The sequence below is a fragment of the Croceicoccus mobilis genome, assembly GCF_001661965.1.
Lineage (GTDB): Bacteria > Pseudomonadota > Alphaproteobacteria > Sphingomonadales > Sphingomonadaceae > Croceicoccus > Croceicoccus mobilis.
Map to the genome: position 1 here is coordinate 26,585 of NZ_LYWZ01000004.1, position 21,531 is coordinate 48,115.

Below are 21,531 nucleotides of genomic sequence, written 5' to 3' on the forward strand. Positions count from 1 at the left end.
AACCGTACGAGAGCCATGTACCGCATTTGTTCCACCAGAACAAGCGTAGAACAAATTTATTTCCTACCGCGTCAATACGCGCTTTTACGTGGGTTTTGCGGCATTCGCCCGTTCGCCCAAAATCTCCCCGACTTTCTTTCCGATCTGGGCAACGGAAAAAGGCTTGGGCAGGAAATGCATGCCCTGAAAGTCGATCTCGCGGCGAAGCTGCTCTTCGGCATAGCCCGACATGAAGAGCACCGGCAGGTCGGGCTTCAGCTTCAGGATCTCCTTGGTCATGGCCGGACCGTCCATGGTGGGCATGACGACATCGGAAATGACAAGGTCGAACTCGCCCCCGTCGCGCACGATCTGCAGCCCTTCCTCGCCGTCATTGGCGGTGGTGACCTTATAGCCCTGCCGCGTCAGCGCGCGTTCGGCGACGGCGCGGACGGTGTCCTCGTCCTCGACCAGCAGGATCGCGCCGGTGCCGCCGAATGCCGCGCGCGGTTCGGCTTCCACCTTGGGCCGGACCGGTTCGCTTCCGGGCGCGGCAACATGCACGGGCAGATAGACAGAGAAGCGCGCGCCCTTCCCCGGATCGCTGTCGGCAAAGATAAAGCCGCCCGATTGCTTGACGATGCCATAGACGGTCGAGAGGCCAAGCCCCGTACCCTTGCCCATCTCCTTGGTCGTGTAGAACGGCTCGAAAATCTTCCCCAGCACCTCGGGCGGGATGCCGGTGCCGGTATCTTCTACCACCAGCGCGGTATAATTGCCCGAAGGAAGCACTTCGTTCTTGAGCGCACGCACCTCGCGCGGGCCGATCTTCCTGGTTGAGATGGTCAATACGCCGCCATCCTCGCCCTTGCTCATCATCGCGTCGCGGGCGTTGACGGCAAGGTTGATGATCACCTGTTCCAGCTGCTGCGGATCGGCACGCACCGCGCCCAGCGCGCGGTCATGGCTGACCTTCAGCTGGATCTTTTCACCGATCAGCCGCTTCAGGAGGTTCGAGACCTCGCTCACCACGTCGGGCATCTGCAACACCTGCGGGCGCAAAGTCTGCTGGCGCGAGAACGCCAGCAGCTGGCGCGTCAGGCTGGCCGCGCGGTTGGAGTTCGCCTTGATCTGCTGAATATCGTCATAATCGCTGTCGCCCGGCGCATGCCGCAGCAGCATCAGGTCGCAATAGCCGATGATCGCGGTCAGCACATTGTTGAAGTCATGTGCGACACCGCCGGCGAGCTGGCCCACCGCCTGCATCTTGGTCGCCTGCGCGACCTGGCGTTTCAGGCGCGTTTCTTCCGTCGTGTCCTTGAGGCTGAGAAGGACCGCGGCCTCGCCCAGTCCGCGTACCCCGGCGAGCGAGAGCGTGACCGGTTCGTCGGGGTTTGCCTCCAGCCGGATCGGCATCGCGCCTGACGATGAAGAGCCTGCGGCATGGCGGCGGATCGCATCGGCGAATGCCCCCTTGTCCTCCCGCACCACCAGATCGGATGGGAACGGCGGGATCTCGCCATGGGTTTCAAGCCCGGCAGCGCGGCGGAACGCCTTGTTCGCGAACAGGAAGCGGCCATCGCGATCGGTCATCGACAGGCCCAGCGGCAGCAGTGAGAGCAGCGCCTCGATCTCTGGTAGGGCGGTCGAATCGTTCGCCCGCATTCCGCCGTCGAGGATCAGGAACAAGGAAGGCTGCGTATCGTCGGCCGGCGCATCGGGATCCATGATCGGCAAATGGACGAGCCTCAGGTCCTCGCCGCTCGTTCCCTCACGCGCGTAGAAGATGCGGTCATATTCGTCGGCGGTCAGAAACTCGACGAATTCGCGGCCCGCCAGCTCAGCTTCGGCGTCACCGGCGGCGCGGCGGGCAAAATCGCTGTTCGCGCCCAGGATCTCTCCATCGGCATTGACGGCGGCGGCCTGAATGCCCGCGATGGTCAGGGCGCGGCCCAGCTTGTCGGTGATGAGCCGCGTGACCCGCGCGCCAAGATCGACCATCTCGACAGGCGAAAGCTCCCAGACCAGATAATCCTGCCCTCGCCCGGCGCGGCGCAGATCGGCGTGCCAGCGACCGCTGGTGCCGACCAGCCCTTCGGCGCGCGTAATCCCGCTGCGCCATGCCTCGCTCGCCGCAGCGCGAAGACGATCGACGGAAGCCTCGTCCAGCTCAAGCTGCGGGGGTGAGCTGTCATAGCCGAACCATTCGCCATAGCGCGTATTGGCGCAGACTACCCGGCCCGCACCATCGGTAATGACGATGGCCATGTCGCGGCGTTCGATCGCGGTGACGGTGACCGACCAGTCGGGCGGCGCCAGCTTTTCAGACGCAGGCATCACCATCTTGCGAGCCAGAGCCCGCAGCGAGAGCGCGAAAATCAGCGCCGCGCCCGCATAGGCGGCGGTCAGCACCCAGATCCCGGTAATCAGCTGGATCAGCGCGGCACTGCCCACCAGCGCGAGCATGACCGGAAGCCAGTCCGGCATGGGCAGTCGCCCCGTTCTCGCCCCGATTTCGCTCAGCCTTCCGCTCCCGCTGTCTTTCCGGCAGCCATACGCCGCCTGCGGATTGCGCGCCAGCGTTTGCGCGAAATCCACCAGCGCCATCCCCAGGAAGAAACGACATAGCCGATCGCCGCCGACAGGATCGCCAGCACGACAAAGCCAAAGACGGTCACACCGGCCAGCTCGAACAATTCGCGCAGCCATGCAAGGCGGCCACTGTCGATTTCACGCATGGCGGTGCCGCCGGTGCTGGAATCGAATTTCAGGATAAAGGCGCCAAGACGATTGGCCGCCACGGCCCAGAACGGAAAGGTGAAGGGATTGGTGACGAAGGTCACCAGCGTTGCCACCGGCACATTCGCCCGGGCAGGAAGCGCGAGAAATGCGGCAAGGAATATCTGCCCCAGCGGTACGATGAAGCCCGCGAAAAGGCCCAGCGCCACGCCGCGCGGGACCGATCGGCGGGTAAAACGCCACAGTTCAGGCGACAGGAAGCGATGCGCGATCGGCGCGAGATAGCGGTTGCGCGCCATGCCCTCACGCGTGGGCATGCGCCTTCGCACACCATGGGTAATCCGGTTTATGAACCGAGAGGACATCGAACCTTCCGCACCGCCATTTACCCACTCGACATCGGCGGCGGCACACCGCGTCGTCACCCTGTTACACGCTGCCGATACACAAGAGGTGAACGGCTGCACACATACCCGAAAGTCGATCGGGATTTTTTCGCCCCGAATGTAACACATTCGGACGCAGCGGACGGATTTTCACCGCCCGATCTGGCCTTCCGTCAGCCTTTCTCGCGCATCAATCTTGCCTTGTCGCGCTTCCAGTCGCGGTCCTTGATGGTGGCGCGCTTGTCATGGGTCTGCTTGCCCTTGGCCAGCGCCAGTTCCACCTTTGCCCGGCCCTTGGAATTGAAATAGACCGACAGCGGGACAAGCGTCATGCCCTTACGCTCCACCGCACCCAACAGCTTCTCTATCTCGCGATGATGAAGAAGGAGTTTTCGCGGCCGCTTCGGTTCATGATTGAAGCGGTTGCCGTGGCTGAATTCAGGGATATTGGCATTGACCAGCCACGCCTGCCCATCCCGGATCTCGGCATAGCTTTCCTTGATCGAGCCCTCGCCGAACCGCAGCGACTTCACCTCGGTCCCGGTCAGCGCGATGCCCGCCTCGAACGTGTCCTCGATGAAATAGTCGAACCGCACGCGCCGATTGTCGGCGACGGTCTTGACCTTGTCGAAGGTGGAAGGTTTCGGACGAGCCATGGGGCTGCATCTAGGGACGATGGCACGAATGTGAAAGAGGCGATTGCCCGGTTGTCGCCACAATTCGCCGGATGGCGCCATTATTCGGCAGACTCGATGTAAATCCCAGTGATGCTCTTGAAATTGTTAACCTTCCTGAACTAATGATCGGCAATTCGGACTTTCCTGCTGCGGGGACAGCAGGCCAAGGGGGAATTATTTTGGGTCGTCATGTCATGCGTGCGCTTGATGCGCTGCGCGTTCGGTCTATCGCTTTCATCGCCGTCATTTGCTCGCTCGTCGCATTTCAGGCGCAGGCGCAGGAATTCACGCCGCCGCCACTATCGGCCTATGGCAAGCTTCCCGGTTTCGAGGATGCGGCGCTTTCGCCGTCGGGCGAATTGATCGCCGCTGTCGCGGAGATTCAGGGCAAACGCCTGCTGATCATCAAGCCGCATCAGGGAGATCCGCTGAGAGTAGAGCCGCTCGGCCCGATCAAGCTGCGCGGGCTGGGTTGGGCAGGCGACGACACTGTCCTCCTGATGCTCAGCCAGACGGAGGATCTCGGCTTCAACTGGCGCGTGGACGACATGGAAGTCTACAAGATGCTGGCCATCCCGGCCCATGGCGGCGATTTCAAAGTCATGTTCGCCGACCAGCGGGACATCGCGACCGGCGTCTTTGGCAATTTCGGCACGCGCAAGGTTGATGGGAAATGGCGCATCTTCGCCGGCGGCGTCAGGATGACCGAGACAGGGCGCTCCCGCTACCAACTCATGCATATGCGTCGCGCATTGTTCTCGCTCGATCCGGTTTCGCTGAAACCCTCGCGCATTGAGCGCGAGGCTAGCGAAGGACGTTACCGCGACTGGATCGTGGGCCCTGACGGCAGGACGGCCGCGACCTTCAACCTTGCCTATAATAATGGCGATTGGGATATTCGCGGGCCGGACGGCAAGGTTCTGGCATCGGGAAAGGACCCTGCGGGCCGCACGGGCCTTGTCGGCATGGGACGCAAGGCGGATGAAATCGTCTATTACGAATTCGACGAACAGCTGGGCGAGCGCGTCTGGTACGCGCTTTCGCTGACCGATGGCTCGCGCCGCGAATCCCTGCCCGATATCGAGGTCAGCCGGATCTATCGCGACCGCGCGACCGGTTTGATGATCGGCTATCGCGAAGGCACGACCAGGCGCCGCAACGTATTTTTCGGCGAGCGCCATGCCAAGATTTCGGAAAAGATCGACACGGCGTTCAAGGGTTACAATGTCACCTTCATCGACTGGACGTCGGACATGAGCCATGTGATCCTGCAGGTCGACGGCAATAGCAACGCCGGAACCTGGTTCCACGTCGACATCAACACCTTCCGCGCCGACCCGATCGGGATCGAGCGACCCGATATCCTGCCCGAGGCCGTCGGTCCGTTCTCGATCGTGGACTATACCGCGCAGGACGGGCTGGAGATGGACGGCATCCTGACCCTGCCCCCCGGCCGTGAGGCGAAGAACCTGGCTGTCATCATGCTGCCCCATGGCGGGCCCGCCAGCTATGATACCGCGTCTTTCGACTGGTGGGCGCAGGCCTTTGCCTCGCGCGGGTACGCCGTGTTCCAGCCCAATTTCCGCGGTTCGACCAATCGCGGTGCCGCGTTCAAGGATGCAGGCGATGGCGAATGGGGCGGCAAGATGCAGACCGATATTTCGGATGCCCTTGCCATGCTGGCCGAAAAGGGCATCGCCGATCCCAAGCGCGCATGTATCGTGGGGGCAAGCTATGGCGGCTATGCCGCGCTGGCCGGGGTGACGCTGCAGCAGGGCATCTATCGCTGCGCCGTTTCGGTTGCGGGCGTTTCCGATCTTTCCCTGATGCGCCGCAAGGATCTTTACGAAACCGGCAACAACAAGATGCTCAAGATCTCGTTCGAGAGGCAGCTGGGACCCAAGAGCGATCTCGACAAGCTCTCACCGCGCAGCCACGCCGCTGCGGTCGAGGTGCCGGTCATGCTGATCCATGGCCGCGACGACACGGTGGTCTATTTCGAACAGAGCGAGAAGATGGCCGACGCATTGAAGGATGCGCACAAGCCTTACGAGTTCGTCGAACTGAAGGGCGAGGATCACTGGCTGTCGAAAGCGGAGACGCGCCAGCACATGCTGAACGCAAGTGTCGCCTTCGTGGAAGAGCATAACCCGCCGGGGTAGGCAGCGGAGGCTGGAATTAAAAGGGGCGGGTGAAGCTCAGCCCCGGCCATGCACCGATAGGTTCGGGAACATTCAAAAATCGGCGATATCGCACTTTTGTTTCAATTGATGATAATAGCTTTCACCTGCAGATAAGGGGGTAAAATTGAATAACAAATTGCGCGGGCACCTCGGCGCTCTGCTTCTCGCAGGTCAGGTTTCGAGCCTGGCCATCGCCACGCCCGTCATGGCGCGGCAGGAGAGCACGCAAGCTGCCGCAGCACAGCCGCCCGCACTGAACGAATACGCCAAGCTGCCGACGATCAGCGATGCAGTCATGTCGCCCTATGGGCAGCGCATGGCGGTACTACTTTCACGCGGAAGCGACTGGGACCTGATGATCGTCAACCAGGCCATGCAACCTGAAAAAATCATCTCGCTCGGATCCCAGAAGGTGCGCGCAATCAGCTGGGCTGGACCCGAAACGCTGCTGATCACCTATTCGCTCACGCTTGAGCTGCCCTTCGGCTTCATTGGCGACAAGTCCGAGATCTCACAGGTCGTGGTCTATTCGACAAAAGATGGCGAAGGCGCCTGGGAAATGTTCTCGCGCCAGCGCGATATCCCCGAGTGGATCGCAGGCAACTACGGTGTGCGGCGCCACGGCAACGACCTCAAGGGCTATTACAGCGCCGTGCGCTTCAAGCAGAAGGGCGGTGCGGGTCATGTCTGGGATCACGGCCGCCCCTATCTCTTCGAAGTCGACCTCAAGACCGAGAAGGCGAAGATGATCGGCAATTCGGCCACGGCCGGCCGTTCGCGTAGCTGGGTCGTTGGTTCCGATGGCATTTCCGCGATGATGGAAGTCGATCTCGACACCGGCAATTGGACGCTCGAGAATGGCAATAAGAAGACGATCGCCAGCGGGCGCGAGGAACAGGCCCGCGTGGGGCTGGTTTCGCTGGGCCGGGATGGCAATACGGTCATCTACAGCCAGAAGACCAGTTCGGATGCCGATGCGGACTGGTTCGAGGTCCCGCTTGCAGGCGGCACTCCAAAGCCGTTTCTGGAGAATGTCGACGTCAATCGTATCTATCGCGACAACGAAGGCCGCATGATCGGCTATCGCGGATCGGACCTGAATGATCCGCCTGTTTTCTTTGACGAAAAGCTCAAGACGCTAAGCGACAGCATTGTGGCAAGCTTCCCCGGCAAGATCGCCAGGATCGAAGGATGGAGCGAGGACTACAACCGCTTTATCGTCCACACGTCCGGCAACGGCGACAGTGGCACCTGGCACCTGATCGACGCGTCCACCGGGGGAAGTGCGACCTTCGGGCGGGACTATTCCGCGATCACGGGCGACAAGGTCGGCAAGGTTTCGATGATGCGCTACACCGCACGTGACGGGCTTGAACTCGATGGCGTTCTGACATTGCCGCCGGGCCGCGAACCGAAGAACCTGCCGCTGATCATGATGCCGCATGGCGGCCCCGCATCGCATGACACGATCAAGTTCGACTGGATGGCACAGGCCTTTGCTTCACGCGGCTATGCGGTGTTTCAGCCGAATTTCCGCGGTTCGACCAATCGTGATGCCGCGTTTCAGGCAGCGGGCAACGGCGAGTGGGGCGGAAAGATGCAGACCGACCTTTCCGACGGCATCGACATGCTGGCGGAAAAAGGAATCATCGATCCGTCGCGTGCCTGCATCGTGGGTGCCAGCTATGGCGGCTATGCGGCGCTAGCCGGCGTGACGCTGCAGCAGGGCGAATATAGATGCGCGGTCGCGATCGCACCTCTCAGCGATCTCGATATGGAGATAAAGTCAGATGTGCGTTTGAGCGGTCGTTCGAACATGATGCGCACCTGGCGAACCGAACAGTTTGGCGATCTTTCAAAGCTGCCATCCGTTTCGCCCATCAATTTCGCGGACAAAGCCGACGCCCCGATCCTTCTTCTTCATGGCGAGGACGATACGGTCGTGCCCATCGTGCAGAGCACGAAGATGGCGCAGGCGCTGAACAAGGCCGGCAAGCCCTACAGGCTGGTGCGGCTGGAAGGCGAAGATCACTGGCTTTCGCGAGCGGCCACCCGCGAAGCAACATTGAAAGAAGCCGTCGCTTTTGTGCAGGAAAACAATCCGGCCGACTAAGCGCGCAGACCGGGGAAAGCCGGCCTGGACGGCCGGCTTTCCACTCCCGTCAAGTTATCAGGCGTGCTGCAGAAGCCCGGCATGCACCAGCGCATCGTCAACCGCCTTGCGCGCGGCTTCGCTGCATGGCGTCAGCGGCAGGCGCACGCTGTCGTTCAGCCAGTCGTGTACGCGCGACAGGGCGTATTTGACGGGGCCGGGCGATGAATCCTCGAACATGGCGTAATGCAGCGGATAAAGCTTGTCGTTGATCCGGCGGGCCAGCGCGAAATCATTGCTGGCGCAAGCCTTCTGAAATTCGGCGCACAGCTTCGGCGCGACATTGGCGGTGACCGAAATGCAACCCGATGCGCCCGCGGCATTGGCAGGCAGCGACAATTCATCGTCGCCCGACAGCTGGCAGAAGTCGCGGCCGATGCCCATGCGGTGGTCGACGACCCGTGACAAATCGCCGCTCGCGTCCTTGATGCCGATGATCTTTTCGGGGAACAGATTGACCAGCTCGCACACGGTTTCCGGCTCGATATCGGTTACCGTGCGGCCCGGCACGTTATACAGGACAATCGGCAGGTCCGAATTTTCGGCGAGATGCGAAAAATGGGCGATCAGCCCGGCCTGGCTGGGGCGATTGTAGTAGGGTGCGACGACCAGTGCCGCATCTGCGCCATATTGAGCGGAATGGCGCATGTGCATAAGTGCGCTGGCCGTGTCGTTGGACCCGCAACCGGCTATAACCGGCACACGGCCTGCCGCTTGTTCGACGCAGATCTGGATCACTCGGTGGTGTTCGTCGTTAGTAAGGGTGGAGGCCTCACCCGTCGTGCCGCAGGGCACAAGGGCGGAGGAACCGCTCTCGATCTGCCAGTCGACCAGCCGGCGGAACGCAGATTCGTCAACCGCGCCATCGGCAAAGGGGGTAACCAGTGCCGGAATCGAACCCGAAAACATTTTGGCCAAACTCTCCTGAATGCAGTATATTGCCGGCGATGAAGCCCGCGATTGATCGGTTGCGCCGGGCAATGCCGGTCCGTTCACGCGCTGATAAGGAGGGACGCCTTACAATGTCCAGCATGGACACCCAACGCATTTCTTTCCTTCGTGCCCATTTGCGTCGCGGTGCGGCCCTGCTTGCCATGGCCGGATTTGCCGCCGGGATGGGCTCTTCCGCCGCTTTTGCCTCTGGCAACGGGGCCGATGCAGCAACCAGCACGGCTGCCGCCAGCACGCAGCAGTCGCCCGAACAATTCGGTGACATCGTCTGGAACCCCAGCGATTGGGAAAAGGCCCGCGCCCGCCAGATGGCGGCGACGCCCGGCCCGATGGCCATGGCCGTCGCCCGCTGGCAGACGCTGCAAAAACAGACGCAGCCCGCTTTCAACGACATCGCGAATTTCATCACGCTCTATCCGGGCCTTCCTTCGCAGGACAGGCTGCAGAGCAAGGCCGAGGGCCGCCTTTCCGACGAATATGTCGATCCGGCACGCCTTGTTTCCTTTTTCGAACGCAACCCGCCGCTGACGACACAGGGCCAGGCCAGCTATGCGCTTGCTCTTCGCGCGATGGGCCGCCCCGAAGCGACCACGATGGCGCGCAAGGCATGGCGCGGCGGCGACATGTCGCCCACCTCCGAAGCCACGCTTTCTGCGATGTTCGGCGGCGCGTTTACCCCTGCCGATCACGCATCGCGCATGGATTCACTGTTGTGGGAAGGTGCAACCGACGCCGCATCGCGCCAGTTGCGCTATGTGACCGGCGACAAGCGCACGCTTTTCATGGCGCGTCTTGCCGCGCTGCAGGGCAGCGATCCCGCGATGCTGGGCATTTCGCTGCCGCGCGACGCTGCCGGCGATCCGGGCTGGCTTTATAACCGGGCGCGGCAGATGCGCAGCTCCGGCAACCTGGCCGGTGCACGGGCGCTGATCACCACGGCCCCTGCCCTTACCCATCTGCCCGACAACCCATTCAGTTTCGTGCGCGAAATGCGGTACAACGCTGTCGCCGCCGCCGATGCGGGCGATATCGGCAGCGCGGTAAAGATCGCGCTGAAAGCGAATGAGGCGTTCGCTCCGGGCACCGATGTGTCGACGCTTTCGGGTCCGATCCGCGACGAATATGAAAAGCTGTTCCACACGATCGGCGAAAAGGCGATGGCGCGCGGCGATGCCGCCAATGCATCGCGCATGTTCGCGATCTATGGCGCTTCGCAGCTGACCGCCCCTGCCCGCAGCAAGGGTTTTTATTTTGCCGGTACCACTGCAGCAAAGGCAGGCATGGGCAATGTCGCCAAGGCTGAGCTGGAAAAGGCCGCAGCCTATCCCGACCAATTCTATGGCCAGCTTGCGCTTGAAAAGCTGGGCCGCCCGCTCAAGGTGCCCGCAAGCACGCTGCCGACGCCGAGCAATGACGCCCGCGTCAATTTCAACGCCCGCCCGCTGGTGCAGGCATCGCGCGAAGTCGGCCGCACGGGCGACTGGCGCACCGCCGTGGCATTCTTCAAGGAGCTGGGCCGTCAGGCCGAAACGCCCGAGGAATTCGCCTTGATCGCCGAACTGGCGCGCGAAACCGGCAGGCGCGACCTTGCCGTGATCGCGGGTCGAGAGGCTTCGACCAAGCAGCTCTACCAGTTCTCGCGCTATGCCTTTCCGCGCATCGACGTTCCGATCGGGACGGAAAAGAACTGGGCCATCATCCACGCCATCGCGCGGCAGGAAAGCCAGTTTGCCACCGATGCGCAAAGCCATGTCGGCGCCCGAGGTCTGATGCAGCTGATGCCGGGCACTGCGCGCGAACAGGCGGGCAAGATGATGCTGAGTTATAATTCCAGCGCGCTGATCGACGATCCGCAATATAATATCCGTCTTGGCTCTGCCTATTTCGCGCGGATGCTGGACGTGTTCGGCGGGTCCTATCCGCTGGCCATCGCGGCTTATAACGCGGGGCCGGGCAATGTCGGCAAATGGCTGCGTTCCAATGGCGATCCGCGCACGGGTGCTGTCGATTGGGTCGAATGGATCGAGGATATTCCCTTTAGCGAAACGCGCCGCTATGTCGCGCGCGTGCTGGAGAATGCGGCCTATTACGACGCGCTCTATCCCGATAGCGGCAATGCCAGCGGGGCCTATCCGCTGTTTTATTACATGGGAAAGAAGCCGGGGCAGTAATTGCACCCGGCTGGTGACAGCGCCGCCCCGGCGGCGCTAATCATCCGCTCATGAAGCCTGCCGGTAATCCGATCACCCCAAAGGGGTTCGCCGCCATGCGCGCGCGATATGACACTCTCTTGGGCAAGGACCGCCCGGAGATCGTGGAGATCATCTCTTGGGCAGCGGGCAATGGCGACCGCAGCGAGAACGGCGACTATATCTATGGCCGCAAGAAGCTGCGCGAGATCGACCGTGAACTGGCGCGCCTGTCGCGCCGGATGAAGGCCGCGCGCGTGGTCGATCCATCCGAACAGCCCGACCGCAGCCGCGTATTCTTTGGCGCGGAGGTCACCATCGCGGATGAGGATGACGAGCACCGCACCGTCACCATCGTCGGCGATGACGAGGCGGATGCGGGATCGAGCCGGATCGGCTGGGGATCCCCCCTCGCCCGTGCATTACGCGGCGCATCCATCGGCGATTTGCGCACCGTGCGCCTGCCTGCCGGAAACAAGGAGTGGGAGGTGATCGGGATTGCCTATCCCTAAACGCCTTTTCGCGGTCGCGGTCCTGATCGCGACGCCCGCATTGGCCGCGCCGGCCGCGATTTCCGTGCATGACGGCTGGGGCGCTTTTCGCGACGGGCAGCGTTGCTATGCCATCAGCGAGGCTGTTTCTTCGTCAGGCAAAACGGAACTGGAACCCTTCGCCTCGGTCTCGCTCGCGCCCGGCGCGCCTGCGGTGCAATTGCGGCTGTCGCGCGTGGTAAGAACGGGCAGTGCCGTGACGCTGGATGTGGGCGAACGGCGTTTTCGCCTTTCGGCCGAAGGGGCCACCGCCACAAGCCGCGATGTCACGACCGGGGGAAGCGCCGCGGTAATCGCCGCCATGCGCGCATCGGATACGATGACGGTCGGCGGACGCGACCGGCGTAACCGTTTCTTTCGCGATTCCTATTCGCTGATCGGCGCACCGACCGCGATTGATTCCGCCATCATTGCGTGCGGGCTGTCACCCCGAAAATGATGACAAAGGGCGGAGCCGGTTTCCCGGCCCCGCCCCGCTCTGCCGTCCAGCGGCAGTGTTCGTCAGCTCAGGCGATCAGAAACGATAACCGAAGCCGGCCATGATCTGGTGACGATCGGTGTCGATGTCATAGCGGTCACCATCGGCGAAGGTGTCGGTATCGTTGATCTCCGCCTCGCTGTAGTTCGAATAGTCATATTCGAGCTTGGCGAACGTGTGATCGGTCATCGCATATTCGACGCCCGCGCCCAGGCGATAGCCGTCGGCATCGATATTGTCCTTGAGCTCAGTCTCACCATCGGTCGACAGCACGTTGTAGCGAGCGTTGGTATAGCCGCCCTTCACATAGGCGAGGACATCGGGCTGAACCTTGTAGCCTGCGCGCACGCCGGCGTAGAGATCGCGGCCCGTGTCGACACGGCCAAGGCCAAAGCCTTCGAAATCGCCGCCATCGCTATATTCGGTCTTTGCGGTCGAATCCGTGTACTGGCCTTCGACACCCAGAACGACATTGCCGAAGTCATAGTCGTAACCGATGCCTGCGCCATAGGCGAGGCCGTCGATGGACTGGTCGTTCTGGTCGTTCAGGTCGTCGTCCGAATCCGAACCGGCACGCGAGATGTCGTAACCGACCAGCGCTTCGACGTGAGCACCGGTCCAGTCCGGGGCGCTCTGCGCCATGGCGGGGGTGGCGACGGTCGCGATTGCGGCACCGGCGGCGAGCGTGGAAATCAGCTTTTTCATAAGTACTCCAATTATTTCCCTCATGGGCCGTTGTGGCCATGTGGAGCTACAAATGATCGGAGTGGCGGAGGCGTTTCATGAACATTTGACAACATGTCGGCTTGCCGCATTCGGGGCACAATTTGCCGTCAGGCGATGCCGGATTTGCGACAAACACCTTGGAATACAAACGCATACGGAACCTTACATGGGATTGTCAGTTCGTACGCGCCCGCTGATATTAAACGCGTCGCGTGGCGGGCTGGCGCATTGGGCGCGAAACAACTATATGCGCGCCAATCATGACAACGCAGACATCCTCCATGCCCATCCCGGGCCATATCGACCCCGTGCCCGTCCCGCGTCCGATCACGGAGCGCGAGGATGGCCGCATCGACATCCTTGGCCTGCCGAAAAAGCAGATCGCATCGTTGTTCGAGGATGCGGGTCTGGACAAGAAACAGGCAAAGCTGCGCGCCAAGCAGGTGTATCACTGGATCTATCACCGCGGCGTTTCCGATTTCGAGGCGATGACCGACATCGCCAAGACCATGCGACCGTGGCTGGCCGAACGCTTTGTCATTGCGCGGCCCGAAATCGTCGAGGCCCAGCATTCGTCAGACGGCACCCGCAAATGGCTGCTGCGCACCGCGGACAAGCATGATTACGAGATGGTGTTCATCCCCGACGCCGACCGCGGAACCCTGTGCGTGTCGAGCCAGGTGGGCTGCACGCTGAACTGCCGTTTCTGCCACACCGGCACCATGCGTCTTGTCCGCAATCTGACGCCGGGCGAAATTGTCGGGCAGGTCATGCTGGCCCGCGATGCGCTTGGCGAATGGCCGAAAGGGCGGATGGACGAGCTGGGTGACGAGAGCGAGAGCGATTACACCGCAGACGGGCGCCTGCTCACCAATATCGTCATGATGGGCATGGGCGAACCGCTCTATAATTTCGACAATGTCCGCGATGCATTGGGCATCGTGATGGATGGCGACGGGCTCGCCCTGTCAAAGCGCCGCATCACGCTATCGACCAGCGGCGTCGTGCCGATGATGGAGCGATGCGGACAGGAAATCGGCGTGAACCTCGCCGTGTCGCTTCATGCGGTCAGCAAGGAAGTTCGCGACGAGATCGTGCCGATCAACCGGAAATACGGGCTCGAGGAATTGCTACAAGCTTGCGCCGATTATCCCGGTGCGTCGAATGCGCGGCGCATCACCTTCGAATATGTCATGCTTCGCGAAAAGAACGACAGCGACGAGGACGCGCACGAGCTTGTCCGCCTGCTCAAGAAATACAAGCTGCCGGCCAAGGTGAACCTGATCCCGTTCAACCCGTGGCCCGGCGCTGCCTATGAATGCTCTACGCCCGAGCGCATCCGCGCGTTTTCCGACATCGTGTTCGAAGGCGGCATCAGCGCGCCGGTTCGCACGCCGCGCGGGCGCGATATCGATGCGGCCTGCGGCCAGCTGAAGACGGCTGCCGAAAAGAAGAGCCGCGCCGAACTGGACCGCATCGCGGCGGAAAAGCAGGCCCAGTTGGAAGCGGAGTAAGCCTCAGCCTCCGGCTTCCAATCAGCCCTCGTCCTCGCGCAGGTCATATTCGGTTCGCGCGCCGATGATGGCGTCCTTGTTCGCCACCGCCCAATCGCCCAGCGCAGCGACCGGATTGCGCAATGACCAGCCCAGACCCGTCAGCGCGTAATCGACGCGCGGCGGGACGCTGGGCGTGACCTTGCGGCTGACCAGCCCGTCACGTTCCAGCCCGCGCAGGGTGCGTGTGAGCATGCGCTGGGAAATACCATCGATCTCCCGCTTCAGCTGGTTGAAGCGCATCGAGCCGAAACCCAGTTGCATCACCACCTGCATCGACCATTTGTCGCCCACGCGCGACAGCACATCGGTCACTGCCGGACAGGCCGCAGGCGAATGTCCGGGCGGCATATCACCGAAATCATCGCCAAAAGTCGCCGTGTTTTCCTCATGGGTTACATCGGTGTGCCCTGCGGACGGTTTTGTGCCTTCTTGAAGGGTAGCGGTACGGTTCTCCATATAGCGGTGGTTATCGTTTGATACCGGAGTTGTCACATGAAAATTCTACGCGTTGATTCCAGCACCAATGGAGCGGAATCGGTTACCCGTGAGCTGACCGGCGAGATCGTCGACAAGCTTGTCGCCGACAATCCCGGCGCCGAAGTCATTACCCGCGACCTGGGCGTCGAGCCGCTCGCGCACCTCAATCCCATCACCACCGGCGCGATCCGCCTGCCCGAAGAGGCATGGAGCGAGGACATGAAGGCCGCCGCCCCGTCGGAGCAGGCGATCCTCGACGAATTCCTGTCGGCCGATGTCGTCGTCGTCGGCGCGCCGATGTATAATTTCTCGATTCCCTCCGCGCTGAAAAGCTGGATCGACCGTCTTGGCGTTCCCCGCGTCACCTTCCGCTATAGCGAAAACGGCCCCGAAGGGCTTGCCGGTGGCCGCAAGGTCATCGTCGTGTCGGGCCGCGGCGGCGCCTATGGCGACGATCACGCTATCGACAGCCAGGAACGGCTGATGAGCACCTTTTTCGGTTTCATCGGCATCACCGACCTCACCATGATCCGCGCCGAAGGCGTGGGCATGCCCGAGGGCCGCGAAAAGGCGGTTGCGGCGGCGAAGGAAGAAATCGCCAAGCTTTGATCCGCCAGATTTCGGGTCGGGGATGAATGGGAAAATCAAGGTTTAAAAGCGCTTAACCTCGCTTCGTCGTTCGACGGTAACCGTTCATCCCCGACACCGTTATCTGACTGCATCGTTCAGCCTGTGTTTGACTTTGCTGTCACAGATTCGCCGCAAAGGTCGGAAGATTCGCAATGGAGCCGACCTGCGCAATGAAAGGGACAGTAATGAAAAAGACCATCATTGGATCGATTTTGGCAGCCGCCGTGATGATTCCGGCAGCCCCCGCCGCTGCCGATCCGCCGCCGTGGGCACCCGCACACGGCAAGCGCGCCAAGGAACGCCATTATGAAGGCCGCCATTACGAACCGCGCCGCATGCGCAGCGGCGATCGTTACTGGCGCGGCGACGATGGCCGCTATCACTGCAAGCGCGACGACGGCACGACCGGCCTGATCATCGGTGCCGCCGGCGGCGCACTGCTGGGCCGAGAGCTTGACGGCGGCCGCGATCGCACCACCGGCACCGTGCTTGGCGCGGCTGCTGGCGCATTGATTGGCCGCGCGATCGATCGCGGCGATGCGCGCTGTAACTGATCGCAGGCTTTCAACCTGATCGAAGGGGCCGGGAAGAGCATGTCTTTCCGGCCCTTTTGCTATCGGGCCTGCGCATGACTGCAAGAGGAGGGTTGCAAGCCCCCTCCCCTTGGCGGCAAGGTGATCGCGATGGTCAAACCCGCCGTACTCATCACCGGAGCAGCAAAGCGTCTTGGCGCCACCATGGCGCGCCAATTCGCGAGCAGCGGCTGGCAGGTCGCCATCCATTACCGCAGCTCCGCGACCGAAGCGGCGGAACTGGCTGCAGAGCTTCCCGACGCGATCACCGTGCAGGCGGATCTTTCCGATCCGCAGGCGATCCGTGCCATGGTCGCCGATCTCTCTACCCGCCTGCCGGACTGGCGCGCACTGGTGAATTCCGCCTCGCGGTTTGAACTGGACAGCGCAGAGGCGATTGACCCGGAACTTTTCGACTGCGCCATGCGCACCGATGCGGCAGGCCCGGTCATGCTGGCGCAGCAATTTCTTGCGCTGCATGGGCATGAACCGCGCCGCGTGATCAACGTGCTCGATCAGAAAATCGCCAATCCCAATCCCGACTTCTTCTCCTACTCCATGGCGAAAGCGGCGCTGACCATGGCGACACGCATGCTGGCAATGGCGCATGGTGATGCAGCGCGTGTCTATGGCCTCTCGCCCGGCGCCATGCTGCCCAGCTTCGACCAGCTTGCCGAAGAGCACCAGCGCAGCGGGCGCATGAACCTCCTTCATCGCCTTACGCTTCCCGAAGAGCTGGCCGAGGCCGCCGTATTCCTCGCCGAGGGGCATCTCGCCAGCGGAGAGACGATCCATGTCGATTCCGGCCAGCATCTCATGTCCCAGCCGCGCGACGTCTTGTTCATGGCAAGGCAGGAAGCTTTTGACTGAGCGGAACTTTTTCACCTCTCGCACGTCAGGGTCGGGCATATGCCCATCCCCCACCGCGGCTTCCGTCGCAGAAAACCGAACTAACATGACCACCACCCCCTCCATTTCGTGGAGTAACTGCCGATGAGCGGGTCCCGCCGCCTGTTTGAACATTTCCTGTCCCGCGGCGTGAAGCGCGGTCGACTGGAAGTACGATATGCCGATGGCACCACCAGCAGTTTCGGAACGCCAGATGGCATCATGCCCGAAGTCGCCATCCGCCTGACCGACGAGAAGGTCCCGCGCGACATATTGACCGACCCGCGTCTTGGCGCGGCAGAGGCGCATATGGATGGCCGGCTTCTGGTCGAAGAAGGCGGCATCATGGAGCTGGTGGAGCTGTTGCAGGCAAACCACCCGTGGGATGCGGGCCAGCGCTTGCGCCCGCCTTCGCGGCTGCGGCGGGTGAAGGACAGGATCCACTTCCTCAAGACCAGCTTCAACAAGGCGGCGAGTTCGAAGGCCAATGTCTCCCACCATTACGACATCGGCAATGATCTGTACGAGCTGATGCTCGACCCCGGTTACATGCAGTACAGCTGCGCCTATTGGCCGACCGACGACATGACGCTGGAAGAGGCGCAGGAAGCCAAGCTCGCCCATATCGCGGCCAAGCTGAATCTGAAGCCGGGCAATACCGTGCTCGACATCGGTTGCGGCTGGGGCGGCATGGCGATCTTTCTGGCGCAGCATGCCGATGTGAAGGTGCTGGGCATCACCCTGTCGAAGGAACAGCTGGCGCTCGCCGAAAAGCGGGCCGAGGCGGCGGGCGTTGCCGATCGCGTTTCCTTCCGCCTTGTCGATTACCGCGAGCTGCCGAAAGAGGGCGCGAAATTCGACCGTATTGTGTCTGTCGGCATGTTCGAACATGTCGGCCAGCCCCAGTTCGACACCTATTTCCGCTGCGTCGGCCAATTGCTGGCAGAGGACGGCGCGGCGTTGATCCACACCATCGGCCGCATGGGCAAGCCGGGCATGACCGATGCGTTCACCCGCAAATATATCTTCCCCGGTGGCTATATCCCGGCGATGAGCGAGATGATCGCATCCAGCGAGAAGGTCCGCCTGATCGCCAGCGATGTCGAGGTTCTGCGCCTGCATTACGCCAAGACATTGCGCGAATGGTATGATCGCTGCATGGCGAACCGCGAAAAGATCGTCGCCATGTATGACGAGAAATTCTTCCGCATGTGGACCTTCTACCTTTCGGGCGCGACGGCTGCGTTTGAGAGCGGAGGCATGTGCAATTTCCAGGTGCAATATGTCCGCACCCGCCGCGCCCTGCCGATCACGCGCGATTATATCGCCAAGGCCGAGAAAGAGCTGACGCGGGAAAATAGCTGATCGGGAAAAAGAGCTGATCGGGACTGCTTGATGTTCGCAAGCGGCGGGGCCATGGCGCCGCGGTGACCGAAACCGCCCTCACCCGCCGCGCCATCATGGCGCAGGCATGGCCGATCATGCTGGGGCAGGCTTCCGTACCGCTTGTCGGCATCATCGACACCATCGTCGTCGGCCGCACCGGCGATCCGCTGGCTCTCGCGGGCGTGGCGCTGGGTGCGACGATCATCAATCTCGTGTTCTGGAGCTTCGGCTTCCTGCGCATGGGGCTGACGGGCCTGACGGCGCAAGCGGACGGCGCGGGCGAAGGGCGCGAGGTCGAGGCGCTGCTGCTGCGCGGCGTGGCAATCGGCGCAGCGCTGGGACTGGTTCTACTGGCGCTGCAGGTGCCGATCACCATGCTGGCGCTATCGGTCATGTCGGGCGGTACAGGCATAAGCGCAGAGGCAGACGCCTATGTCTCCGCCCGTTTTTTCGGAGCGCCCGCCGCACTTGCCGTATTCGCGATCACCGGCTGGCTTCTGGGCCTTGGCCGTACGCGTTCGGCGCTGGTGCTGCAGATCGTGATGAACGCGTGCAATGCCGGGCTCGACGTGGCGCTGGTCTGGGGCGCGGGCCTTGGCGCTGGCGGTATCGGCGCTGGCACGGCGGGGGCGGAATGGATCGCGCTTGTCACCGGCATCGCGCTATGCTGGCGGATCAATGGCGCAGGGCCGTTGGCGCTGCTGCGGCGCATTCCCATTCAACATCTTCTGGACGGCGCGGCCCTGCGCAAACTGTTCGCGGTCAATCGCGATCTGATGATCCGCACCATCGCATTGCTGCTTGTCTTCACATGGCTGGCGAGTTCTGGCGCACGGCTGGGTGCCACGACATTGGCGGCGAACCACGTCCTCCTGCAATTCATCTCGGTCGCCGCCTTCGTGCTCGATGCGTTCGCCTTTACGGCAGAGGCGCGGGTGGGCGCGGCCATTGGCGCTGGATCATACAGCCGTTTCATCCGCGCGATCCGGCTGACCAGCGAATTCGCGCTGGCGGGCGGCGCGTTGATCGCATTGGCCTATTGGCTGCTGGGGGCGAGCATCATCGACGCGATGATCACTGACGATGCCACCTATAAAGCCGCCGTCGTCTTCCTGCCGTTTACCGCACTGGTCCCGTTCATCGGCGCGCCCAGCTGGATGCTGGACGGCGTGTTCATCGGGGCAACGCGCGGCAAGGCGCTGCGCAATGCCGCTGTTGTCACCACCGGTGTCTATATCGCACTGGATCTGGCGCTTCGCCCTTATGGCAATTGGGGCGTTTGGATCGCCTTTACCGCCACTTACCTGCTGCGGGCAGTCACGCTGGGGGCCTACCTCCCGTCGCTGATCCGTCAAATTCGCGCGAACGAGCCTCTTGCGAAGCGCGCAACACGGGCCTAACCGGCGCGCATGAGCGATTCCATCAAGAAAGTTGTGCTCGCCTACTCCGGCGGCCTCGACACTTCCGTTATCCTGAAGTGGCTTCAGGTGACCTATAATTGCGAGGTGGTGACCTTCACCGCCGATCTTGGACAGGGTGAGGAGCTGGAACCGGCCCGCGCCAAGGCCAAGCTGATGGGTCTGCCGGATGAAAACATCTATATCGACGACCTGCGCGAGGAATTCGTGCGCGATTTCGTCTTCCCGATGATGCGCGCCAATGCCCGCTATGAAGGCGATTACCTCCTCGGCACCTCGATCGCGCGCCCGCTGATTTCGAAGCGTCTGGTCGAGATCGCGCATGAAACCGGCGCCGACGCCGTTGCCCATGGCGCGACCGGCAAGGGCAATGACCAGGTCCGTTTCGAACTGTCGGCCTATGCGCTCGACCCGTCGATCAAGGTCATCGCCCCGTGGCGCGAATGGGACCTCAATTCCCGCACCGCGCTGATCGCATGGGCCGAATCGCACCAGATCCCTGTGCCCAAGGACAAGCGCGGCGAAAGCCCGTTCTCGACCGATGCGAACCTCCTCCACACCTCGTCCGAGGGCAAGGTGCTGGAAGATCCGTGGGAAGAGACCCCCGATTACGTCTATTCGCGCACGGTGAACCCGGAAGACGCGCCCGACGTGCCCGAATATATCACCATCGACTTCGAAAAGGGCGACGGCGTTGCCCTCAATGGCGAAGCGATGAGCCCGGCCACCCTGCTGACCGCCCTCAACGAACTGGGCCGCAAGCACGGCATCGGCCGCCTCGACCTGGTCGAGAACCGTTTCGTCGGCATGAAGTCGCGCGGCATGTATGAAACGCCGGGCGGCGAGATCTATGCCCGCGCGCATCGCGGCATGGAACAGATCACGCTGGATCGCGGCGCGGCGCATCTGAAGGATGAGCTGATGCCGAAATATGCAGAGCTGATCTACAATGGCTTCTGGTTCAGCCCTGAGCGCGAGATGCTGCAGGCCGCCATCGACCACAGCCAGCAGAAGGTGACCGGCACGGTCCGCCTGAAACTCTACAAGGGCAATGCTGATGTGGTTGGGCGTAAAAGCCCGGTCAGCCTTTATTCCGAAAAGCACGTCACCTTCGAGGACGATGCCGGCGCCTATGATCAGGCCGATGCGGCAGGCTTCATCAAGCTGAATGCGCTGCGCCTGAAGCTGCTCGCCAATCAGGGCGGTTGATCCTTCAGATCTTAGAAAAACTTATCCACTTCCCCGCGTGACACCGCAGCTGCGGTAAAGCGCGGGGAATGGCTCAGCATTCCTTGCCGCAGCGCGGCAACGGTCGTTTCTGCGCGCGGGTTATCCACTCTTGTCCACCGCCGCAGCTGCCCCGGTGTGGATAAGCGAATTGCGCGACTCGCACCCTGCGCCCATTCTGCAGTTGTCGAACGGAAAGGCACTCCAAGCGATTGTTTCCGATAGGAAACGAAAGCAAAAGAGAGGTCGGGAAGTTCGATGCGCTGACCGGAAATCGGCGGCATTGCAGGGCACCCCTTCGCTGCGCTTGAAAGGCCTCGGCCCCAAAAGAGCAGACGAAACGCCAGGCAAGGCAACCGGAACGAA

General features: G+C 62.1%; 18 protein-coding genes. 12 read left to right on the forward strand and 6 right to left on the reverse strand.

Annotated features, from left to right (window positions below; translation table 11 throughout):
* Positions 1–84: 84 nt before the first annotated feature.
* The 3 genes from A9D13_RS01705 to smpB form a co-directional block, all read right to left on the reverse strand.
* On the reverse strand, positions 85–2,466 hold the full coding sequence (locus A9D13_RS01705) for a response regulator (RefSeq protein WP_066769327.1): 2,382 nt from the start codon (positions 2,464–2,466) through the stop codon (positions 85–87).
* 32 nt (positions 2,467–2,498) lie between these two features.
* Positions 2,499–3,035: a DUF2062 domain-containing protein gene (locus tag A9D13_RS01710; protein ID WP_066769330.1), complete on the reverse strand. Its 537-nt coding sequence runs from the start codon at positions 3,033–3,035 to the stop codon at positions 2,499–2,501.
* 242 nt (positions 3,036–3,277) lie between these two features.
* Entirely contained in the window at positions 3,278–3,760 is a 483-nt protein-coding gene (smpB, locus tag A9D13_RS01715; protein ID WP_066769333.1) for an SsrA-binding protein SmpB, read from the reverse strand.
* A gap of 200 nt (positions 3,761–3,960) precedes the next feature.
* Between smpB and A9D13_RS01720 the strand changes: the two genes are divergently transcribed.
* Both A9D13_RS01720 and A9D13_RS01725 read left to right on the forward strand, forming a co-directional pair.
* Positions 3,961–5,943 carry an alpha/beta hydrolase family protein gene (locus tag A9D13_RS01720; protein WP_172808073.1) on the forward strand — a complete coding sequence of 661 codons (1,983 nt, stop codon included), beginning with the start codon at positions 3,961–3,963 and terminating at the stop codon, positions 5,941–5,943.
* A gap of 145 nt (positions 5,944–6,088) precedes the next feature.
* Positions 6,089–8,077: an alpha/beta hydrolase family protein gene (locus tag A9D13_RS01725; protein WP_082922028.1), complete on the forward strand. Its 1,989-nt coding sequence runs from the start codon at positions 6,089–6,091 to the stop codon at positions 8,075–8,077.
* A gap of 57 nt (positions 8,078–8,134) precedes the next feature.
* On the opposite strand, the gene dapA is transcribed toward A9D13_RS01725, so the two are convergent.
* Positions 8,135–9,025 (reverse strand): 4-hydroxy-tetrahydrodipicolinate synthase, encoded by an 891-nt coding sequence (dapA, locus tag A9D13_RS01730; RefSeq protein WP_066769336.1) that lies wholly within the window; start codon positions 9,023–9,025, stop codon positions 8,135–8,137.
* A gap of 113 nt (positions 9,026–9,138) precedes the next feature.
* On the opposite strand from dapA, the gene A9D13_RS01735 reads away from it, so the two are divergent.
* From A9D13_RS01735 to A9D13_RS01745, 3 genes are read left to right on the forward strand one after another with little or no spacing between them, the layout of a single operon-like run.
* Entirely contained in the window at positions 9,139–11,238 is a 2,100-nt protein-coding gene (locus A9D13_RS01735; RefSeq protein WP_172808074.1) for a lytic transglycosylase domain-containing protein, read from the forward strand.
* A gap of 50 nt (positions 11,239–11,288) precedes the next feature.
* Positions 11,289–11,768 (forward strand): GreA/GreB family elongation factor, encoded by a 480-nt coding sequence (locus A9D13_RS01740; RefSeq protein WP_066769339.1) that lies wholly within the window; start codon positions 11,289–11,291, stop codon positions 11,766–11,768.
* Entirely contained in the window at positions 11,755–12,246 is a 492-nt protein-coding gene (locus A9D13_RS01745; RefSeq protein ID WP_156521865.1) for a hypothetical protein, read from the forward strand. Before A9D13_RS01740 ends, A9D13_RS01745 begins: the two co-directional genes overlap by 14 nt.
* Positions 12,247–12,321: 75 nt before the next feature.
* Here the strand turns inward: A9D13_RS01745 and A9D13_RS01750 are convergent, their stop codons facing one another.
* Entirely contained in the window at positions 12,322–12,990 is a 669-nt protein-coding gene (locus tag A9D13_RS01750) for an outer membrane protein (RefSeq protein WP_066769342.1), read from the reverse strand.
* A gap of 281 nt (positions 12,991–13,271) precedes the next feature.
* On the opposite strand from A9D13_RS01750, the gene rlmN reads away from it, so the two are divergent.
* Entirely contained in the window at positions 13,272–14,525 is a 1,254-nt protein-coding gene (gene rlmN / locus A9D13_RS01755) for a dual-specificity RNA methyltransferase RlmN (RefSeq protein ID WP_066769344.1), read from the forward strand.
* Positions 14,526–14,546: 21 nt separating this feature from the next.
* On the opposite strand, the gene A9D13_RS01760 is transcribed toward rlmN, so the two are convergent.
* On the reverse strand, positions 14,547–15,023 hold the full coding sequence (locus tag A9D13_RS01760) for a winged helix-turn-helix transcriptional regulator (RefSeq protein ID WP_244884874.1): 477 nt from the start codon (positions 15,021–15,023) through the stop codon (positions 14,547–14,549).
* Between the two features lie 36 nt (positions 15,024–15,059).
* On the opposite strand from A9D13_RS01760, the gene A9D13_RS01765 reads away from it, so the two are divergent.
* From A9D13_RS01765 to A9D13_RS01790, 6 genes are all read left to right on the forward strand, one after another.
* Positions 15,060–15,653, forward strand: a complete 594-nt coding sequence (locus tag A9D13_RS01765; RefSeq protein ID WP_066769346.1) for an FMN-dependent NADH-azoreductase — start codon at positions 15,060–15,062, stop codon at positions 15,651–15,653.
* Positions 15,654–15,859: 206 nt separating this feature from the next.
* The gene (locus A9D13_RS01770) at positions 15,860–16,228 is read left to right on the forward strand and encodes a glycine zipper 2TM domain-containing protein (RefSeq protein ID WP_066769350.1); all 369 of its coding nucleotides are present in this window, start codon (positions 15,860–15,862) and stop codon (positions 16,226–16,228) included.
* Between the two features lie 129 nt (positions 16,229–16,357).
* On the forward strand, positions 16,358–17,116 hold the full coding sequence (locus tag A9D13_RS01775) for an SDR family oxidoreductase (RefSeq protein ID WP_066769351.1): 759 nt from the start codon (positions 16,358–16,360) through the stop codon (positions 17,114–17,116).
* A gap of 123 nt (positions 17,117–17,239) precedes the next feature.
* Positions 17,240–18,499, forward strand: a complete 1,260-nt coding sequence (locus tag A9D13_RS01780; RefSeq protein WP_066769354.1) for an SAM-dependent methyltransferase — start codon at positions 17,240–17,242, stop codon at positions 18,497–18,499.
* 62 nt (positions 18,500–18,561) lie between these two features.
* Positions 18,562–19,920 (forward strand): MATE family efflux transporter, encoded by a 1,359-nt coding sequence (locus A9D13_RS01785; RefSeq protein ID WP_229665582.1) that lies wholly within the window; start codon positions 18,562–18,564, stop codon positions 19,918–19,920.
* Between the two features lie 9 nt (positions 19,921–19,929).
* A complete protein-coding gene (locus tag A9D13_RS01790; protein ID WP_066769357.1) occupies positions 19,930–21,147 on the forward strand; it encodes an argininosuccinate synthase in 1,218 nt (405 codons plus the stop codon).
* Positions 21,148–21,531 lie beyond the last annotated feature (384 nt).

Bases quoted from the DNA above. Each gene is read 5' to 3' on its own strand.
- A9D13_RS01770 (WP_066769350.1), top strand. From the start codon at position 15,860: ATGAAAAAGACCATCATTGGATCGATTTTGGCAGCCGCCGTGATGATT.
- dapA (WP_066769336.1), bottom strand. From the start codon at position 9,025: ATGTTTTCGGGTTCGATTCCGGCACTGGTTACCCCCTTTGCCGATGGC.
- A9D13_RS01765 (WP_066769346.1), top strand. From the start codon at position 15,060: ATGAAAATTCTACGCGTTGATTCCAGCACCAATGGAGCGGAATCGGTT.
- rlmN (WP_066769344.1), top strand. From the start codon at position 13,272: ATGACAACGCAGACATCCTCCATGCCCATCCCGGGCCATATCGACCCC.
- A9D13_RS01750 (WP_066769342.1), bottom strand. From the start codon at position 12,990: ATGAAAAAGCTGATTTCCACGCTCGCCGCCGGTGCCGCAATCGCGACC.
- smpB (WP_066769333.1), bottom strand. From the start codon at position 3,760: ATGGCTCGTCCGAAACCTTCCACCTTCGACAAGGTCAAGACCGTCGCC.
- A9D13_RS01760 (WP_244884874.1), bottom strand. From the start codon at position 15,023: ATGGAGAACCGTACCGCTACCCTTCAAGAAGGCACAAAACCGTCCGCA.
- A9D13_RS01775 (WP_066769351.1), top strand. From the start codon at position 16,358: ATGGTCAAACCCGCCGTACTCATCACCGGAGCAGCAAAGCGTCTTGGC.
- A9D13_RS01705 (WP_066769327.1), bottom strand. From the start codon at position 2,466: ATGCCGGACTGGCTTCCGGTCATGCTCGCGCTGGTGGGCAGTGCCGCG.
- A9D13_RS01710 (WP_066769330.1), bottom strand. From the start codon at position 3,035: ATGCCCACGCGTGAGGGCATGGCGCGCAACCGCTATCTCGCGCCGATC.
- A9D13_RS01790 (WP_066769357.1), top strand. From the start codon at position 19,930: ATGAGCGATTCCATCAAGAAAGTTGTGCTCGCCTACTCCGGCGGCCTC.
- A9D13_RS01735 (WP_172808074.1), top strand. From the start codon at position 9,139: ATGTCCAGCATGGACACCCAACGCATTTCTTTCCTTCGTGCCCATTTG.
- A9D13_RS01740 (WP_066769339.1), top strand. From the start codon at position 11,289: ATGAAGCCTGCCGGTAATCCGATCACCCCAAAGGGGTTCGCCGCCATG.
- A9D13_RS01780 (WP_066769354.1), top strand. From the start codon at position 17,240: ATGAGCGGGTCCCGCCGCCTGTTTGAACATTTCCTGTCCCGCGGCGTG.